Below are 17,591 nucleotides of genomic sequence, written 5' to 3' on the forward strand. Positions count from 1 at the left end.
AACTATGTCTGGACACGCATGTATTGTGGGATGGGCACATACCCCGTTTGGAAAGCTGGATAACATCGACATTGAAGAATTGATTCAAGCCGTGGTCAGGGATTCGATTGCACACGCAGGCATACAAGCCAGCGATATCGATTTTGCGGCTGTGGGTGTCTATAACAATGGTTTGAATCCTCAAGGCTTCGAGGCCGGGTTGCTGTCCCTGCATCAGCCGGATCTGCGTTTCACGCCTGCCGTGCATGTGGAAAATGCCTGCGCCACGGGTAGTGCCGCTGTTCATAGCGTGATGGATGCGATTGAAAGTGGCCGTGCCCGCATTGGTATTGCTGTCGGGGCAGAAAAAATGACAGGCGTGCCACCTACTCGTATCCCTGAAATTCTCAGCTCCGGTTGCTATCGCAAGGAAGAGGACAATCCGCTGGGGTTTGCGGGGATCTTTGGTCAGATCACCCAGGCGTACTTTGATCGCTATGGTGATCACAGCCATTCCCTGGCGCAGATTGCCGCCAAGAACCACATTAATGCCTTGGCCAATCCTTACGCTCATGTGCGCCGTGATCTGGGTCTGGAGTTCTGCGATCAGGTTTCGGAAAAGAATCCTTTGGTTGCTGGCCCGCTGCGTCGTACTGATTGCTCCATGGTGTCCGATGGTGCTGCTGCCCTGATTCTGGCGGATGAAGAAACCGCCCGCGCCTTGCGCCGCGCGATTCGCTTCCGTGCCCGTGTGCAGGTAAACGACTTCATGCCTTTGTCGCGCCGCGACCCGATTGCGTTTGAAGGGGCGCATCGTGCCTGGCAGCAGGCCTTGTCCAAAGCCGGTGTGGGTATTCTGGATCTGGATCTGGTGGAAACCCACGACTGCTTTACCACCGCTGAAATGCTGGAGTACGAAGCCATGGGCCTGGCTCCGCGTGGCGAGGGCTGGAAAGTGATTCTGGAAGGTCGCACCCATAAAGATGGGCAATTGCCTGTGAACGTGTCTGGCGGTTTGAAGGCACGCGGTCACCCTCTGGGTGCAACCGGTGTTTCCATGCACGTCATGGCTGCCATGCAACTGGCCCAGGAAGCCGGTGACATGCAATTGCCGCAGGCTGAGCTGGCAGGCATCTTCAATATGGGTGGTGCGGCTGTGGCTAACTATGTCTCGATTCTGGAACGCTTGAAATGATGACAAACGCAGTGGTACAGCCCATGTCGAATCGGGCCATGAATTTGTCGCATCTGCTGACCCAGAATGCTCGCCGCTTGCCGGATCAGCCCGCGCTGATCTGGGGCGAGGAAAGCTGGAACTGGCAGGAGCTGGATGCTCAGGTATCAGCCCTGGCAGCGGGCCTGAAAGCCCGTGGCGTGCGGGCTGGCAGTGCGATTCTGGTGCACTCCAAAAACAGCAATGAGATGTTTCTCTCCATGTTCGCCGCCTTCCGTCTGGGGGCGATCTGGGTGCCGACCAACTTCCGCGTCAAACCGGAAGAGTTGCTGCATATGGTGGAAGTCTCCGGCAGCACGGTGTTTCTGTGTCAGACAGATTTTCCTGAACATGCGGAAACCGTCACCAAGCACTTTCCGGAAATGGATTTGCTGTGGTTACGCGGCACGCCAGAGCCCAAGGATTCACGTCCGCTGGTACGGGATTTGTTGGAGCAGCACAGCGGTGTTCACAATCCCAATCAGGATGTGTTTTCCAATAGCCCTTGCTGGCTGCTGTTTACATCGGGGACGACGGGCAAACCCAAGGCAGCCGTGTTGACGCATGGGCAGATGGCGTTTGTGCTGACCAATCACTTGGCCGATCTCTTGCCGGGTACGCGCAGTGAAGACGGCGGTCTGGTTTTGGCTCCCTTGTCGCACGGGGCTGGCGTGCATCAGTTGAATCTGGTGCTGCGCGGTGCAAAAACCGTGCTCTTGCCGGGTGACAGTTTCAGTACCGAGCAAGCCTTTGCCTTGATCGAAAAGTACAAGCTCAGCACCTTGTTCACAGTACCGACGATTTTGAAGCTGCTGGCCGAATGCCCGCATGTTGATCAGTACGATCACTCCAGCCTGCGCCATGTGATTTATGCCGGAGCACCCATGTACGAGGCGGACTTGCGCCTAGCGCTGCAAAAGTTTGGCCCGGTGCTGGTGCAGTATTACGGCCTGGGTGAAGTCACCGGCAATATCACCGTGCTGCCGCCTTTTGATCATCAGGGTGCCGATGGCAGCATCAGTCATCCTGCCAGTTGTGGCTATGAACGGGCCGGTATGCAAGTGTCCATTCAGGACGAGCAAGGCCGGGAAGTGGAATACGGTGAAACTGGCGAGGTCTGCGTAATTGGCCCAGCCGTGTTCGCGGGCTATTACAACAATCCCAAAGCCAATGCCGAGTCCTTCCGCAATGGCTGGTTCCGCACGGGCGATATTGGCCATATGGATGAACGTGGCTATGTGTACCTGACGGGGCGCGCCTCGGACATGTACATCTCCGGCGGCTCCAATATTTACCCACGCGAGATCGAGGAATACATTCTGCTGCACGGCGCGATTACTGAAGTGGCGGTAGTGGGTGTGCCAGATCGGCAGTGGGGTGAGGTCGGGGTGGCGGTTTGTGTGCTGAAAGAAGGGGCGGCTCTGACAGAAACCGAGCTGCGCACCTGGCTGACGGATCGCATCGCCCGCTACAAGATGCCCAAGTACATTTTGTTCTGGGACTCGCTGCCCAAGTCGGGTTACGGCAAAGTGCCCAAGCGCATGGTGAAAGATGAGCTGATGAAGTGCCTGCCCCAATTGGCACAGGAGGCGCCATGTTAAGAGAGGTCAAGCATCCCGGAGTGCAGCGGGCTCAGCCGTATATGCTGGCCGCTTGCCAGACGGAAAGTCATAGGCAGACCCTGCGGGCTGGGCATTCCTTGCTGGATGCCTTCCGCCTGGTGGGGGAGGCCCATGATTTGTACAGCGCTGTCGGGCGTTTCAAGGGTGGGCAGTTTGCCGATCTGCATTATGTGATGCCCGCCTTGTCCTCTTCGCTCGATCATTCGGTGTATTACAGCCAGCATTACACCCATCCTGGCCCGGTTCAGATTGAGCAGGCCAGTGTGACCTTGGGGCGTAATCGCGAGGGCGAACTGTGGCTGCATTGCCATGCTGCCTGGCGTGATGCTCAAGGGCAATTGCAGGCTGGGCATATCCTGCCGGATCAAACCATTCTGGGTGGCTCGCCCGAGCTGGATATGACGTATGTGCGTGGCGCAGCCTTTGAGACTCTGCCTTGCCCGGAAACGAATTTCAGTTTGTTTACGCCTGTGGCCAGGCCCGAGCTGTTGTCAGCCCAAGCTCAGTCTGAAAGCCCGAAAAGCTGGATTGTGACTTTGGCTCCGAATCAGAATATCTCGGCTGTTTTGCGAGACATTTGTCAGGAGCTGGGCCTGACGCGTGCCCTCATTCGTGGCGGTGTCGGGAGTTTGGTAGGGGCGATTCTGGAGCCAGAAATCGTTGTTGAACCCTTCGTAACCGAAGTTCTGATCGAGGAAGGCCGTATTGATCTGAGCCTGCCCGCCGAGCAGCAGGTGCAGTTGGATGTGATCATTATTGATTACCAGCATGGCGTGCATCGTGGTCGTTTGAAGCCAGAGGTGAACTCGGTATTGGTCACCTTTGAAATGGTTCTGGAGGCAGCCTGATGCAACATTCCTGGATGGTAGTGACGGGGGCGGCGTCGGGCATTGGGCTGGCGACGGTTGAACTGTTGCTGGAGCAAGGCGCATATGTTCTGGCTCTGGATAATAACGCCGAGAAATTGGCGGCTTTGACTGAGCAGTTCAAGCACTATGGTGATCATTTGGCCGCCGAGCTGCTGGATATTACTGATGAAGCGCGCATTGGTCCTTTGCTGCAAAGCTATCACGCCCAACGTCCTGTAGGCGGTCTGGTGAATTCTGCCGGGTTTGGACGGGACGTTACTTTTTTGAATACGGATTCGGCTTTGCTGCGTGCCACTTTCGAGGTGAACGTGCTGGCGGCTTTCAGTATCAGTCGGGAAGCAGCTTTACTGATGCGAGAGCACAAGCAGGGCGCGATTGTGCATATTTCCTCGGTATCCGGTCTGGTAGGCAACCGGGGACGTGCCGCCTATGGCATCACCAAAGCGGGTTTGATCAACCTGACGCAGGTAATGGCCAATGAGCTGGCCCAGGAAGGCATACGGGTGAATTGTGTGTGTCCAGGTCCCGTCATGACGCCATTGGCCATGCAGGTGCATACGGAGCAGGTGCAGGAAACCTGGAAGTCTGCCGTGCCCATGCATCGCTACGGCACGCCGCGCGAAGTGGCGCAGGCAATCTGCTTTTTGCTGGATAGCGAAAAAACAGCGTATATGACCGGGCAGATCATCAGCGTGGACGGTGGCTTTGTGAACACTGGCTTGCTGGCCTGAGGATACTGCGGTGAATCTGACAGGCAGGAAAAAGGGGCTGTAAAAACAGCCCCTTTTTTTTGCGTGTACCGCACTGGGCGGCACGACGTCTTTCTTACATCACGCGGCTGCGGTATTCGCCAGTGCGGGTGTCGATTTCGATCTTGTCGCCGATGTTGCAGAACAGAGGCACGCTGATTTCGGTGCCTGTGTTGATCTTGGCGGGCTTGAGCACTTTACCGGAGGTATCGCCTTTCACAGCAGGTTCTGTGTAGATGATTTCGCGCACGATGATAGTGGGCAGCTCAACCGAGATAGCACGACCTTCGTAGAAAACGGCCTCAACGGTCATGTTTTCTTCCAGGTAGTCCAGGGCGTCGCCCATGCTTTCGGCTTCGATTTCGTACTGGTTGTACTCTTCGTCCATGAAAACATACATGGGGTCAGCAAAGTAGGAGTAAGTACATTCGCGCTTTTCAAGCTGGACAACTTCAAATTTTTCGTCAGCTTTGTGCACGGCTTCGCTGTTCGAGCCGGTCAGCAGGTTCTTGAACTTCAGTTTGACAACGGCGGAGTTGCGACCGGATTTGTTGTATTCCGTTTTCTGAACGACCAGAGGGTCGCCATTGACCATCGCGACGTTACCAACGCGCAGTTCTTGTGCGGTTTTCATTAAAAAAACTCCGAATGGGACAGGCTCCGCCAAACGCAGTGTCAGGGAGCTTTTAAGAGGTAATCCGCTATTTTAGCGTTTTCGGGCGACTTGGGTGTAAAAACTCAGCAAACTGCTGGCCAAATCGGCTTGTTCAGCCAGTTTTGCACTATATGCACGGGCTTCTTGTTGCCATAGACGCAACACCTGGGGTTCCAGGCAGCGGCGCAAGGCAGTGGTCGCACCGGCTTGGTCGCTGCTGCTCCAGGCCAGATGCAGGGCTTGAACGGGTTCAGGTAATTTGCCGGTATCTAGCCAGGCTTGCAGCTTGTCCAGATGGGCCTGTTCTTCCTGCACGTAAGGCTGCCACAGCATGGGCTGACCTGCCCAGATGGCGCGCACCAGAGAATCTTCGCCACGCACTATATTCAGTGCGCTGCGCCAGAGCAGAGCGTCAAAATCGGCCTGGTTCACAGTGGGGATGCGTTGGATCAGCAGGTGGCCTTTGGCTAATTCCGGGATGCGCTGGGCAACCGACTCGGGCACCAGCAGCAGGGTTTTTTGCGCCAGCGTGGACAGGACCTCAGGCAGAGCCAGCACGGGCGCATCGGGATAGCAGAACAGAAACATTTGCTGCATCTCGCCCTGGAGCAGGGCTTGGATGTGTTCCTGCGATACGCCTAGACGGCTCAGCATGGTCTGGTAGGCGGCATTGTCTTGCTGAAAGGCATCTCGGCGGGCCAGCAGATCCGTTTCGCGCAGCAGGCCGCCTGTTTGTGGGACAAAGCCGGGGAAAAAGAAATACTTGTTGGCCCCGTTTGCTTGCGGGGATGGCAAGCCGTGGCAGCCTTGCACCCAGGGTTCGGCGCTCAGGTAATCCAGATTGATCCACACATGGCTGTCGGCTTTCAATTGCCCTGTCATGGCTGCGGGTGGCTCGCAGGCAAAGGCTTCGATCACGAAAGGGTGTGGAGTGGGGTAGTCTTGGCGTGTTTCAGACCAATGTTCGATATCCACGCCTTGTAACTGCTGGCTTTGCAGTCCACTTTGCACCTCTGCCTGGATGCGGGAGAAGCTGTGAAGGTCATCCACCCACAGGCGTAGTTGTGCGACCTCAGGCCGGGCGGCCAGTTGACGGGCCAGCCGCCAGCACACGCCTATATCCCCCAAATTGTCGATAACTCGGCAAAACAGGTCTATGGATACAGGCTGGGAAATAGAAGCGGTATTCAATTTAGTGCAGTTGTACTGGGTCCAGATCGATTTCGTCCGGCAGTTCCGGATGCTGCATCTCGCCGTTAATGTCCGGGAAGAAGGGCGCGTTGCAATCGTCGCAGGTCTCGGTGGAGTGCAGGCCGGGCAGGCGTTGAATCTGGACCAGGCCCAGGGTGCTGAGCAGGGCCGCAATCACGTCCGGGATGTCGATATGATCATCGCTATGGAAGGAGGACTCGGCCTCTTCCTGGCTCAGAACCGGCCAGATACAGCCGTAAATCACGGTGGGCGAGGAAAGGGTGCTGAAACCCACGCGGTACTCTTCGATCTGCTCTTCGCCGCAGGCCACAATAACGGCTCGCAAATGGTCGGGCGACAGTTTCACCGCCGTTTGCAACCAGGTGATGCCTGCGGTCAAGGCTAGCGGGCGGATTTCACGGTCCGACTCACGGTTGTTCACGTAATAGGCATTGGGAGCCAGAAACTGCAACTGGCAGCCAGTAAACAAAGGCGTGACGATGGCGGAGTAACGCTCCACCCATTGTTCTACACAACGCAGGTGATCGGCCTGCAGCGTATCGCTGGATTGCTGCCAGCGAAACAGTGGCTGGCCGACGGGGGCCATGACCACGCCAATCAGAAAGCGGGCATCGGCCAGCAGGCTGCTGGCCTCTTCGGGTTTGTTCAGGGGGATGGTTTCCTGGCTGCGGCCCAGGGCTTGCGCGGTCAGGCTGCGAGTCCATTCATAGGCTTGCTGATAGGTCTGGGGCATCTCGTCGTAATTGACCAGATTGGGCAGCAAGGTACACATCGTGCCTTCGGCCAGAACGGTAGCTCGTAAGGCGTCTTCCAGTTCTTTGTGCTGCTGTGGCTTGAGTGTGCCCTGGGGCAATTGATAGCGCGTCCAGGCGGTCAGCGGGGCCGAGAACAGCAAGGCATCGTACAAGACGCCCTCATGTTCGATTTGCTGGCATTCGGCCTGGGATTCGGCCAGTTCCATCAAAATTTCATAATGCTGGTTTTGTTGTTGGCTGCCCAGCAGTTCCAGCGTTTGTTCAACGGCTGAATTGCGACGTCCGCTATAGAGCTTTTCCAGCAATTGAGCGGCCAGCCCTTGCCAGTAGCGGTCTTCGATCTGCGAGCCAGAACGGACCAGCGCATCTGTGTAATTGATCAGACGCTGGATCTCTTTGGGTTGTTGGGCGAGCAGTTTGGAATTGAGTTGCGACATGGACATACAAAACCGGTATAGGGACAAGCTAGTTTACCCTTTGCCACGACCGGGGTGTGTGAATGCGGGAAGCTCCCTAGGCGTGAGGGGGAGAACGCCCGTATCAATAAAATACAGACTGTTGACGAGCCATCGTGAAACGAAAAAGCCGCGGCATTCGGAAATGCAGCGGCTTATGCTGTGGCCTGCTCCTACCGGGCCGCAATCAGTACAGCACGCTGGGCAGCCAGAGGCCGATACCAGGGAACAGATACAGGATGATGATCGCCAGAATCTGAATGCCCATAAATGGCATCATGCCCAGGAAAATCTGGTTCAGGGTGACATGAGGGGGCGAGACTCCCTTCAGGTAGAAGGCCGACATGGCAACCGGCGGTGACAGGAAGGCCGTTTGCAGGTTCAGAGCCACCAGCAGGCCGAAGAACAGCGGATCGATCTGGTAGTGCGCCAGCAGCGGCAGGAAAATGGGCATGAAGATAATAATGATCTCGGTCCATTCCAGTGGCCAGCCCAGCAGGAAAATGACAATCTGCGCCAGAATCATGAACTCGATAGGCGTCAGATCCATTGACAGCACCCAGTTATTAATCAGCTCCTGGCCGCCCAGCAAGGCAAAGGCAGCCGAGAAAATACTGGAACCGACAAACAGCCAGCAGACCATGGCACTGGTCTTGGCGCTGAGGTACACCGATTCGCGCACCATGGCGAAATTCAAGCGGCGATAGGCGAAGGCCAGCAGGATGCCGCCCAGGGCACCCATGGCTGCCGCCTCGGTGGGGGTGCACAGGCCGATGACGATACTGCCCAACACGGCGAGGATCAGGATGGTCAGCGGAAAGAAGGAGCTGAGCAGCATCTTGAAGATTTCCAGCCGGGCAAAGTTCAGCATGGCGTAGTAGCTCAGCAATGCCAGACTGCCAACGATCAGAAAGACCCAGAACGTCATGGGCGCTGCTCGGCGCTCTGCCGTGGTGACTTCGTCGGTGGTCTCTGCTCCAGCGACAGGGGCCTCTGCGCCCAGTTCGGTCGCACCCAGCGCAGTGAGCGGTTCACTGCCTTCAGGTTCGGACAAACCGCCAGAGCCTGGAGGTTCTGCCAGCCCACCGCCACTGTAGTCCTTGTCAAAACTATTGAAACCGCCACCCATTTCCTGCAGCTCGTAGTGTTCGACAGCCTTGGGCGCGGTGACTGATTGATAACTAAAGCCCATGACGCTAAAGAAGATCACGGCAGGCAGCAGGGCTATCGCCAGGTTCTTGAGCAGCAGGTTCATGGGTACGTCGACGTTGCGAGGTCCCTTCATCGCGCTGATCAGGCCGGGCACGGCACGGTCCGTGATGGTGTCCTTGATGACTTTTGCGAAGTCCGGCAGCGGCACGATCCGGTCTTCCGGAGAGAGAGGGGGCGCAACGCTGGGCCTGAGCTTGGCCAGGATGATCACATACAGCACGTACATCACAGCCAGCATCAGGCCAGGGAAGAAGGCACCGGCATACAGCTTCACGACCGAGACACCGGCCACGGCACCGTACAGGATCAGGAGCACGGACGGAGGCAGCAGAATACCCAGGCACCCCCCGGCGGTGATGGAACCGGCCGTCAGTTGTACGCTGTAGCCCGCCCGCAGCATGGCGGGCATCGCTAGCAGCCCCATCAGTGTCACCACGGCACCCACGATACCCGTGGCCGTAGCGAAGATAGCGCAGGTGACAATAGTGGCCACAGCCAGCGAACCCGGGATTCGTGCCATGGCCAGGTGCATGCCCTGGAACAGGCTCTGGATCAGGTTGGCGCGTTCAACCAGGTAACCCATGAAAATGAACAGGGGCACGGCAATCAGCACGTCGTTGGTCATGACGGCGTAGGTGCGCAGAACCATCAGGTCCAGGGTTTGCTGGATGGCTTGTTGTGTGCCCATGTCTCTATAGGCAAGCCAGGTGAAGATCACCCCCATCCCCATCAGCGTGAAGGCAGTGGGAAAGCCCAGCATGATGGTGACGACGATCAGGGCCAGCATGAGCAGACCCAGGTGGCCGTTGCTCATCTCGGCCGGGGCGGGCATGAAGATGGCGATGCTCAGGACAATGCCGATCAGTATGGTGAGCCCGAACCAGATTTCTTTTCTCATGTTGGGCTCCCTTTCTTGCCGTGACCGGTGACAAAGGCATCCAGCTTTTCAATGTCGTCGCTCTTGACGTCCACCATATCCATGAGCTTGTCTACATCGACCTCTTCAACGTCCTTGTCGCGTGAAGGCCATTTCCCGTCCCGCAGGCAGCGTACGCAGTACACCATTTCCACAAAGCTTTGCAGCAGCAGGCACAAGCCCGCCAGCGGGATGATGGCCTTGAACGGGTAGATGGGCGGCCCGTTGGCCGTAATATTCGAGTGCTCCGTGATGGCCCAGGACTCGGCGGCGAAGTGGTAGCCAGCCCAGAACATGGCGACCACACCGGGAATGAAGAACAGGATGTAAAGGATCAGGTCCAGGCCTGCCTGCAGGCGGGGCGGGAAAAAACCGTACAGTACATCCCCGCGGACATGGCCGTTCTTGGAGAGTGTGTAGGCACCTGCCATCATGAACAGGCCGCCGTACAGCATGTTCATCATGTCAAAGGCCCAGGCGTGTGGGTTGGACAGCACGTATCGCGAGAAGACCTCGAAGGAAACGAACAGGGTCAATGCCAGGACTAGCCAGCCGAACAACTGGCCTATCCACGTATTGAACCGGTCGATAAAGACCAGGATTTTCTGCATGGTAGGTTCACCTTGCTAGCGCGGAAAGGGTCTGATGTGTGTCGGCTACGGTTTTGGGCGCGGCCGGCCTGGGAAGGGGAAGGAGGCGTCATCCACAGCCGGGTGGATGGGATGACGCGGTGCGATTGCCGATGGAGGCTTAGCTCTTGGCTGGCGCAGCCTTGCGACCGAAATAGTGGTTGTAGGCCATACGGCGGTTGTTGTTGGTGTCCATGTCCCAGGCCATGGCGCGTGCCGCGAATGCACGTTGAGAAGCGTCGATTTCTTTGAAGAGAGGGTTGGTCTCGGCTTTCTTGGCGACGATCTGGTCCCACACGACCAGTTGTTGTTGCAAGATGGTGTCGGGCGTTTTGTAGAATTTGACGCCGTCTTCCTTTTGCAGGCGCTGATAGTCCTGCGAGTAACGGTCCACCGCCTTCCAGGACATGTCGGCTGATGAGGCCTCGACGGCATTGTCGACGATGGCCTTCAATTGGGTCGGCAAGGCGTTGTACTTGTCCTTGTTGAACATGATTTCGAAGGTTTCCGAGGCCTGGTGGAAGCTTTGCAGCATGCAGACTTTGGATACGTCAGGGAAGCCCAGGGCGCGATCCGATGCGGCGTTGTTGAACTCGGCACCATCAAGCAGGCCGCGGTCTAGTGCCGGGACGATTTCACCGCCAGGCAGCGCATTGACCGCAGCGCCCATTTCGGTGAACAGATCGATCGCCAGGCCATTGGTGCGGAACTTCAGGCCCTTGAGGTCTTCGGTCTTGGTGATGGGTTTTTTGAACCAGCCAAAGGGCTGCGTGGGCATCGGGCCGGTCAGGAAGGAGACGACATTGCCACCGATGGCATCGTAAAGCTTGGCCAGCAGTTCCTTGCCACCGCCGTATTTGTGCCATGCCAGCACCATATTGGCGTCCATGCCGAAGGCCGGACCCGACGAAAATAAAGCCAGGGCGTTTTGTTTGCCGTAGTTGTAGCCCAGTACACCGTGGCCGCCGTCCAGCGTTCCCTTGGAGACGGCATCGAGCAGGCCAAAGGCCGGTACGACGGCCCCTGCGGGCAGAACTTCGATTTTCAGATCGCCACCGGTCATGTCGTTGACTTTCTTGGCGAAATCAAGGGCGAATTCGTGGAAGATGTCGACGGTGGGCCAGGTGCTTTGGAAGCGGAAGTTGGTGGGACCCTGCGCGCGAGCGATGGCAGGAAAGCCCATCGTTGCTGCAGCCGCGGTGCCGGCTGCAGCACCGCTCAGGAACTTGCGCCGGGAAGCGCCAGTTTGTTCGTGTGGCGCGGTGCTTTTTTTGATCCTGTTTCTCATGGGGTGTGTCTCCGAAGTGGCTGTAAGCGTTCGAGAGCAAACTGCAGCAATCTGATGGTGTTTTCAGCTTTATTTCAGTCTTCTTTCAGTTTGCTTTCAGCTTTATAGGCGATTCAAACGCTAGCCGTACATAAGGAGTAACCACAATGTTGATAGGGGTATACCCGTGGGCAAGTAGTCGTGGATGTGAGCACTGAGAACTGCGGGTAGCCCCTGAAATGAGGCTTTGTGCATGCACCTTGGGAGAGAGCCATTTCAAACGGGCAAAGAAAAACGCCTTCGCCGCATGAAGCGGCGAAGGCGTTATTTGCAAGCGCTAGGGCTTACAGACCTACGGAGTCAGCAATTTCCTTGAACTCTTCGATCTGGTCGAAGTTCATGTAGCGATAGATGTCTTCGCTATTGGCTTGCAGTACGCCCATGTCGGCCAGGTACTCTTCGCGGGTTGGGATGCGACCCAGACGCGAGCAGATGGCAGCCAGTTCAGCCGAACCCAGGAACACGTTGGTGTTCTTGCCCAGACGGTTGGGGAAGTTACGGGTGCTGGTGGACATGACGGTGGCGCCTTCGCGAACCTGTGCCTGGTTACCCATGCACAACGAGCAACCGGGCATTTCCATACGAGCACCGGCTACGCCCAGAACGCCGTAGTGGCCTTCTTCGCTAAGCTGTTGCTGGTCCATCTTGGTCGGAGGAGCGACCCACAGACGGGTTGGGATGTCGCGCTTGCCTTCCAGCAGCTTGGAAGCGGCACGGAAGTGACCGATGTTGGTCATGCAGCTACCGATAAACACTTCGTCGATCACGGTGCCGGACACATCGGACATGGTTTTCACGTCGTCAGGGTCGTTCGGGCAAGCGACGATAGGCTCGTGGATTTCAGCCAGATCGATATCGATAACAGCGGCGTATTCAGCGTCTGCATCGGGTTCCAGCAGCTCTGGATTAGCCAGCCACGCTTCCATGCCCTTGATACGACGGGTGATGGTGCGCTCGTCTTCGTAGCCATTGGCAATCATCCACTTGAGCAGCGTGATGTTGCTGTTCAGGTATTCGATGATGGGCTCTTTGCTCAGACGCACGGTACATGCGGCAGCGGAACGCTCGGCGGAAGCGTCGGACAGCTCGAAAGCCTGTTCGATCTTCAGGTTGGGCAGACCTTCGATTTCCAGAATGCGGCCGGAGAAGATGTTCTTCTTGCCTGCTTTCTCGACAGTCAGCAAACCTTGCTTGATGGCGTACAGAGGAATGGCGTTAACCAGGTCACGCAGAGTGACGCCGGGCTGCATTTCGCCTTTGAAGCGCACCAGCACGGATTCTGGCATGTCCAGAGGCATCACACCGGTAGCAGCAGCAAAGGCCACCAGACCGGAACCAGCGGGGAAGCTGATGCCGATAGGGAAACGGGTGTGCGAGTCGCCGCCGGTACCAACGGTATCGGGCAACAACATGCGGTTCAGCCAGGAGTGGATGATACCGTCGCCTGGACGCAGGGAAACACCACCGCGTGTGCTGATGAAAGCAGGCAGTTCGTGGTGAGTTTTAACGTCAACAGGTTTGGGGTAAGCGGCGGTGTGGCAGAAGGACTGCATCACCAGATCGGACGAGAAGCCCAGGCAAGCCAGGTCTTTCAGTTCGTCGCGAGTCATTGGGCCAGTGGTGTCCTGGCTGCCAACGGTGGTCATGCGTGGTTCGCAGTAGGTGCCGGGACGCACGCCTTCGCCTTCAGGCAGACCGCAAGCACGGCCAACCATCTTCTGGGCCAGGGAGAAACCTTTACCGGAATCAACAGGGCTTTGTGGCAGGCGGAACAGGGTGGTTGGGGGCAGACCCAGTGCTTCGCGAGCACGGGTGGTCAGGCCACGGCCAATGATCAGGGGAATACGGCCACCGGCACGCACTTCGTCAAACAGTACGTCGGACTTGACCTGGAATTCGGAGATCAGCTCGCCATTCTTGAAGGCTTTGCCTTCGTAGGGACGCAGTTCAACCACATCGCCCATTTCCATATTGGAAACGTCCAGCTCGATAGGCAGAGCGCCAGCATCTTCCATGGTGTTGTAGAAGATAGGAGCAATCTTGCTACCCAGACACACGCCACCGAAGCGTTTGTTAGGAACGAAAGGAATGTCTTCGCCGGTGAACCACAACACGGAGTTGGTGGCCGATTTACGCGAAGAACCGGTACCGACCACGTCGCCCACGTAGGCAACCAGGTGGCCCTTTTCTTTCAGGGATTCGATGAAGCTGACAGGGCCTTGTTTGCCGGGCTCTTCAGGTTCGATGCCTGGGCGCGGGTTTTTCAGCATGGCCAGAGCGTGCAGCGGAATGTCGGGGCGGCTCCAGGCGTCAGGGGCGGGGGACAGATCGTCCGTGTTGGTCTCGCCAGTGACTTTGAAAACCGTCACGGTCAGGCTTTCGGGGACTTCTGGGCGGCTGGTGAACCACTCGCCGTCGGCCCAGCTTTGCAGTACTTCTTTAGCAAAGACGTTGCCCTTTTCGGCTTTTTCCTGAACGTCGTGGAAAGAGTCAAACATCAACAGGGTGTTTTTCAGGCCGTTGGCGGCGATCTGGCCCAGTTCGGGCTTGTCCAGCAGTTCGATCAGCGGGCTGATGTTGTAGCCACCCAGCATGGTTCCCAGCAGCTCAGTGGCACGCTCGCGGCTGATCAAGGCACAGGTTTCTGTGCCCAGCGCGATGGCGGCCAGGTAAGAGGCTTTAACCTTGGCGGCGTCGTCCACACCGGCGGGGACGCGGTGCGTCAGCAGGTCGACCAGGACGGCTTCTTCACCGGCAGGTGGGTTCTTGATGAGCTCGATCAGCTCGGCGGTCTGCTGAGCCGACAAAGGCAGCGGGGGAATGCCCAGAGCGGCGCGCTCGGCAACATGTTCGCGGTAAGAGTCCAGCATAGTGCAGGTGCCTATCGGTAAATGGTTGATATGAAAATGCAATAAATCGCTTGTTGCCCCAATTGTAATTTGAAGCGGGCAGCGAAGCAATGGTCTTATATCTTATATAAGACTTACAAGAAACTGAATGTTGCTGTGTTCAGGCCAGCAAGTCGGCGTATTCAGGGTGGCGGCGGAAATAGACCACGGCGTAGCTGCAAACAGGGCGTACTTTCCACTGTTGGTTTTTTGCCGTTTCCAGCGCAAAGCGGGTCAGTTGCCCAGCAATGCCGCGGCCTTCCAGCTCGGGCGGCACGCGGGTGTGGGTGATGCTCATGATGGCATCGTCCAGTTCGTATTCGATGACACTGCGCAGGTTTTCAACGTCGCAAAAAAACAGACGCGCTTGCGGGTCGTGGTGGATCTCGGTGGTCATGGCAGGCTCCTTCAAGTGGGGTTGGAGTGCAGGGCAATCAGAATCCAAACAGCCAGCATGCAGATCATGCCCAGAAAGCAGCCGCCCCACAGTCCCATCAGGGGCCATTTGATGCCCATGGGAACATCTTCGGGCTGTACGTGCTTGAGCAGACGGTTGGCATTGCCAAACAGCGAGCTTTGGCGTTTGGGAAAGTTCAGGCGCAGAAAATAATCCAGCAGCACGCCTGCTTTCAGGGAAAAGCTGAGTTTTTCCCAGGGATACTGGTCCAGATAAGGGTGACGCAACACCTGATTGCTGCGGCGCAGATTAAAAAGTAGCAAATACGCACCGGAGACCAGACTGGTCAGGGCACAGGCGATCATCAGGGTTCCGGCCAGGGGCAGGGCATAGCGTACAAAATCAGAGAGCATGGAAGTCACCAGCAAGACGGCCCCGCCTGCGCAATGCAGCGGGGCCGTGAGTCAAATCACAGGCGAATAATAGCCCAGGATCTGTGACTTATGGGCGCTGATCCAGAGGCACAAAGCTCTGATTTTCAGGGCCAATGTAGTTGGCGGTAGGACGAATAATCTTGTTGTCCACGCGCTGCTCAATCACGTGAGCCGCCCAGCCAGCCGTACGCGCGATCACGAACAAAGGCGTGAACATGGCAGTAGGCACGCCCATGGTGTGGTAGGACACGGCCGAGAACCAGTCCAGATTGGGGAACATTTTTTTCACTTCCCACATCACGCTTTCCAGACGCTCGGCAATGTCGAACATGCGGGTGTTGCCATCGGCCACGGCCAGCTCTTTGGCTACCGATTTGATGACTTCGTTGCGTGGGTCGGAGATGGTGTAGACGGGGTGACCGAAGCCAATAATGACTTCCTTGTTTTCCACGCGCTTGCGAATGTCTTCTTCAGCCTGGTCGGGGTTCTCGTAGCGCTTCTGGATTTCAAAAGCTACTTCGTTGGCACCGCCGTGCTTGGGACCGCGCAGGGCACCGATAGCACCGGCAATGGCGGAGTAGAAGTCCGAACCCGTACCGGCGATAACGCGGCTGGTAAAGGTGGAGGCGTTGAACTCGTGCTCGGCGTACAGGTTCAGCGACACGTGCATGGCTTTCTCCCACTCGGCCGATGGCTTCTCGCCATGCAGCAGGTGCAGGAAGTGCGCGCCGATGCTGTCATCGTCAGTCTGCACATCAATCATTTCGCCGTTGTGGCTGTAGTGGTACCAGTACAGCAGGGCCGAACCCAGGCAAGCCATCAGACGGTCGGCGATGTCGCGCGCGTCGGGCAGGTTGTGGTCGTCTTTTTCAGGCAGCACGCAACCCAGAACCGACACGGCAGTGCGCATCACATCCATAGGGTGGCTGTGGGCAGGCAGGGTTTCCAGCGCGGTTTGCAGGGCCAGAGGCAGGCCGCGCAGACGCTTGAGTTTTTGCTTGTACGCGCGCAGTTCGTCGCGGTTGGGCAATTTGCCGTGAATCAGCAAATGGGCCACTTCTTCAAATTCGCAAGCCTGGGCCAGATCCAAGATGTCGTAGCCGCGGTAGTGCAAGTCATTGCCACTGCGACCGACCGTGCACAAGGCGGTATTACCTGCGACAACGCCAGACAGGGCCACCGATTTCTTGGGTTTGAAGCCAGTGCTAGGGGTGTTCTCAGTACTACTCATAAAGGTCTCCTGGTTGCTGGGCAGCCAGCACGAGGCTGGCTGCTGAATGGGGTTTTAGCCGCACGAAGGCCCTGTCAAAGGGCCGGGCGGGAGCCTGTGGCGGCTCAGGACTTCTTGTTTTTCTGGAACAGCTTGTCGAGGCTTTGCTCGTAAGCATGGTAGCCGATACGATCGTACAGTTCTTCACGAGTCTGCATCAAATCGATGACATTTTTTTGATGTCCGTCACGACGGATCGCCTGGTAGACAGTTTCGGCGGCCTTGTTCATGGCGCGGAAGGCGGACAGGGGGTAGAGCACCATGGCTACATTGGCCGAAGCCAGTTCTTCCACGGTGAACAAGGGGGTTTGACCGAACTCGGTAATGTTGGCCAGCACAGGCACATTCAGAGTTTCGGTAAAGCGACGGTAGGTGTCCAGGTCGTAGCAGGCTTCAGCAAAAATGCCGTCTGCACCTGCTTCCACGCAAGCCTGGGCACGTTCCAGAGCGGCGTCCACGCCTTCAACTGCAATCGCATCAGTACGAGCCATGATGAAAAAATCCGGGTCGGTACGAGCATCGACAGCAGCTTTCACACGGTCGGCCATTTCGCCGGTGCTGACGATCTCTTTACCGGGGCGGTGACCGCAACGCTTGGCACCGACCTGGTCTTCAATGTGGCAAGCGGCTGCGCCGAACTTGATCAGGCTTTTAATGGTACGGGCGATGTTGAAGGCCGAGGCACCAAAGCCGGTATCAATGTCCACCATCAAAGGCAGGTCGCACACATCGGTAATGCGACGAATGTCAGTCAGCACGTCGTCCAGGGTGTTGATGCCCAGATCGGGCAAACCCAGAGAGCCAGCAGCCACACCGCCGCCCGACAGGTAAATGGCACGGTAGCCGGCGCGTTGGGCCAGCAAAGCGTGGTTGGCGTTGATGGCGCCAATGATTTGCAAAGGCTGCTCTTCACGCAAGGCCTGGCGGAAACGGGCGCCTGCCGATGTCAGTTGGTTTTGGCTCATTTGGGGCTCCAGATCACAAGATAAGAAAATGTCGTCAGCGTGAT

At 57.1% G+C, this 17,591-nt stretch carries 15 protein-coding genes; 4 read left to right on the forward strand and 11 right to left on the reverse strand.

The genetic code is table 11. The annotated features are described in order from the left end of the window. The first annotated feature begins 4 nt into the window (after positions 1–4). From OSH09_RS12230 to OSH09_RS12245, 4 genes are read left to right on the forward strand one after another with little or no spacing between them, the layout of a single operon-like run. On the forward strand, positions 5–1,174 hold the full coding sequence (locus OSH09_RS12230) for an acetyl-CoA acetyltransferase (protein WP_266121122.1): 1,170 nt from the start codon (positions 5–7) through the stop codon (positions 1,172–1,174). Then, entirely contained in the window at positions 1,171–2,793 is a 1,623-nt protein-coding gene (locus tag OSH09_RS12235) for an acyl-CoA synthetase (RefSeq protein WP_323178759.1), read from the forward strand. Before OSH09_RS12230 ends, OSH09_RS12235 begins: the two co-directional genes overlap by 4 nt. Further along, a complete protein-coding gene (locus OSH09_RS12240; protein WP_266121123.1) occupies positions 2,787–3,662 on the forward strand; it encodes a PPC domain-containing DNA-binding protein in 876 nt (291 codons plus the stop codon). The genes OSH09_RS12235 and OSH09_RS12240 overlap by 7 nt, the downstream gene beginning before the upstream one ends. After that, positions 3,662–4,414, forward strand: coding sequence for an SDR family NAD(P)-dependent oxidoreductase (locus OSH09_RS12245; protein WP_266121124.1), 753 nt, complete (start codon positions 3,662–3,664; stop codon positions 4,412–4,414). The genes OSH09_RS12240 and OSH09_RS12245 overlap by 1 nt, the downstream gene beginning before the upstream one ends. Before the next feature lie 94 nt (positions 4,415–4,508). On the opposite strand, the gene efp is transcribed toward OSH09_RS12245, so the two are convergent. The 11 genes from efp to prpB form a co-directional block, all read right to left on the reverse strand. Further along, the gene (gene efp / locus OSH09_RS12250; protein ID WP_266121125.1) at positions 4,509–5,066 is read right to left on the reverse strand and encodes an elongation factor P; all 558 of its coding nucleotides are present in this window, start codon (positions 5,064–5,066) and stop codon (positions 4,509–4,511) included. Positions 5,067–5,138: 72 nt separating this feature from the next. Next, positions 5,139–6,278, reverse strand: coding sequence for an elongation factor P maturation arginine rhamnosyltransferase EarP (earP, locus tag OSH09_RS12255; protein WP_266121126.1), 1,140 nt, complete (start codon positions 6,276–6,278; stop codon positions 5,139–5,141). Between the two features lies 1 nt (position 6,279). Beyond that, on the reverse strand, positions 6,280–7,491 hold the full coding sequence (locus tag OSH09_RS12260) for a DUF2863 family protein (RefSeq protein ID WP_266121127.1): 1,212 nt from the start codon (positions 7,489–7,491) through the stop codon (positions 6,280–6,282). Positions 7,492–7,696: 205 nt separating this feature from the next. After that, positions 7,697–9,619, reverse strand: coding sequence for a TRAP transporter large permease (locus tag OSH09_RS12265; protein WP_266121128.1), 1,923 nt, complete (start codon positions 9,617–9,619; stop codon positions 7,697–7,699). Beyond that, positions 9,616–10,248: a TRAP transporter small permease subunit gene (locus OSH09_RS12270; protein WP_266121129.1), complete on the reverse strand. Its 633-nt coding sequence runs from the start codon at positions 10,246–10,248 to the stop codon at positions 9,616–9,618. The genes OSH09_RS12265 and OSH09_RS12270 overlap by 4 nt, the downstream gene beginning before the upstream one ends. A gap of 139 nt (positions 10,249–10,387) precedes the next feature. Beyond that, positions 10,388–11,554, reverse strand: coding sequence for a TRAP transporter substrate-binding protein (locus OSH09_RS12275; protein ID WP_207873609.1), 1,167 nt, complete (start codon positions 11,552–11,554; stop codon positions 10,388–10,390). A 323-nt stretch (positions 11,555–11,877) separates the two neighbouring features. Further along, positions 11,878–14,463, reverse strand: a complete 2,586-nt coding sequence (gene acnB, locus OSH09_RS12280; RefSeq protein WP_266121130.1) for a bifunctional aconitate hydratase 2/2-methylisocitrate dehydratase — start codon at positions 14,461–14,463, stop codon at positions 11,878–11,880. Positions 14,464–14,602: 139 nt separating this feature from the next. After that, entirely contained in the window at positions 14,603–14,878 is a 276-nt protein-coding gene (locus OSH09_RS12285; protein WP_207873611.1) for a GNAT family N-acetyltransferase, read from the reverse strand. A gap of 11 nt (positions 14,879–14,889) precedes the next feature. Further along, positions 14,890–15,291, reverse strand: coding sequence for a hypothetical protein (locus tag OSH09_RS12290; RefSeq protein ID WP_222667474.1), 402 nt, complete (start codon positions 15,289–15,291; stop codon positions 14,890–14,892). 88 nt (positions 15,292–15,379) lie between these two features. Continuing rightward, positions 15,380–16,543: a bifunctional 2-methylcitrate synthase/citrate synthase gene (gene prpC, locus OSH09_RS12295; protein WP_045931079.1), complete on the reverse strand. Its 1,164-nt coding sequence runs from the start codon at positions 16,541–16,543 to the stop codon at positions 15,380–15,382. A gap of 104 nt (positions 16,544–16,647) precedes the next feature. Beyond that, entirely contained in the window at positions 16,648–17,547 is a 900-nt protein-coding gene (gene prpB / locus OSH09_RS12300; protein WP_153229418.1) for a methylisocitrate lyase, read from the reverse strand. Positions 17,548–17,591 lie beyond the last annotated feature (44 nt).

This window comes from Alcaligenes parafaecalis, from assembly GCF_026344135.1.
Lineage (GTDB): Bacteria > Pseudomonadota > Gammaproteobacteria > Burkholderiales > Burkholderiaceae_B > Alcaligenes > Alcaligenes parafaecalis.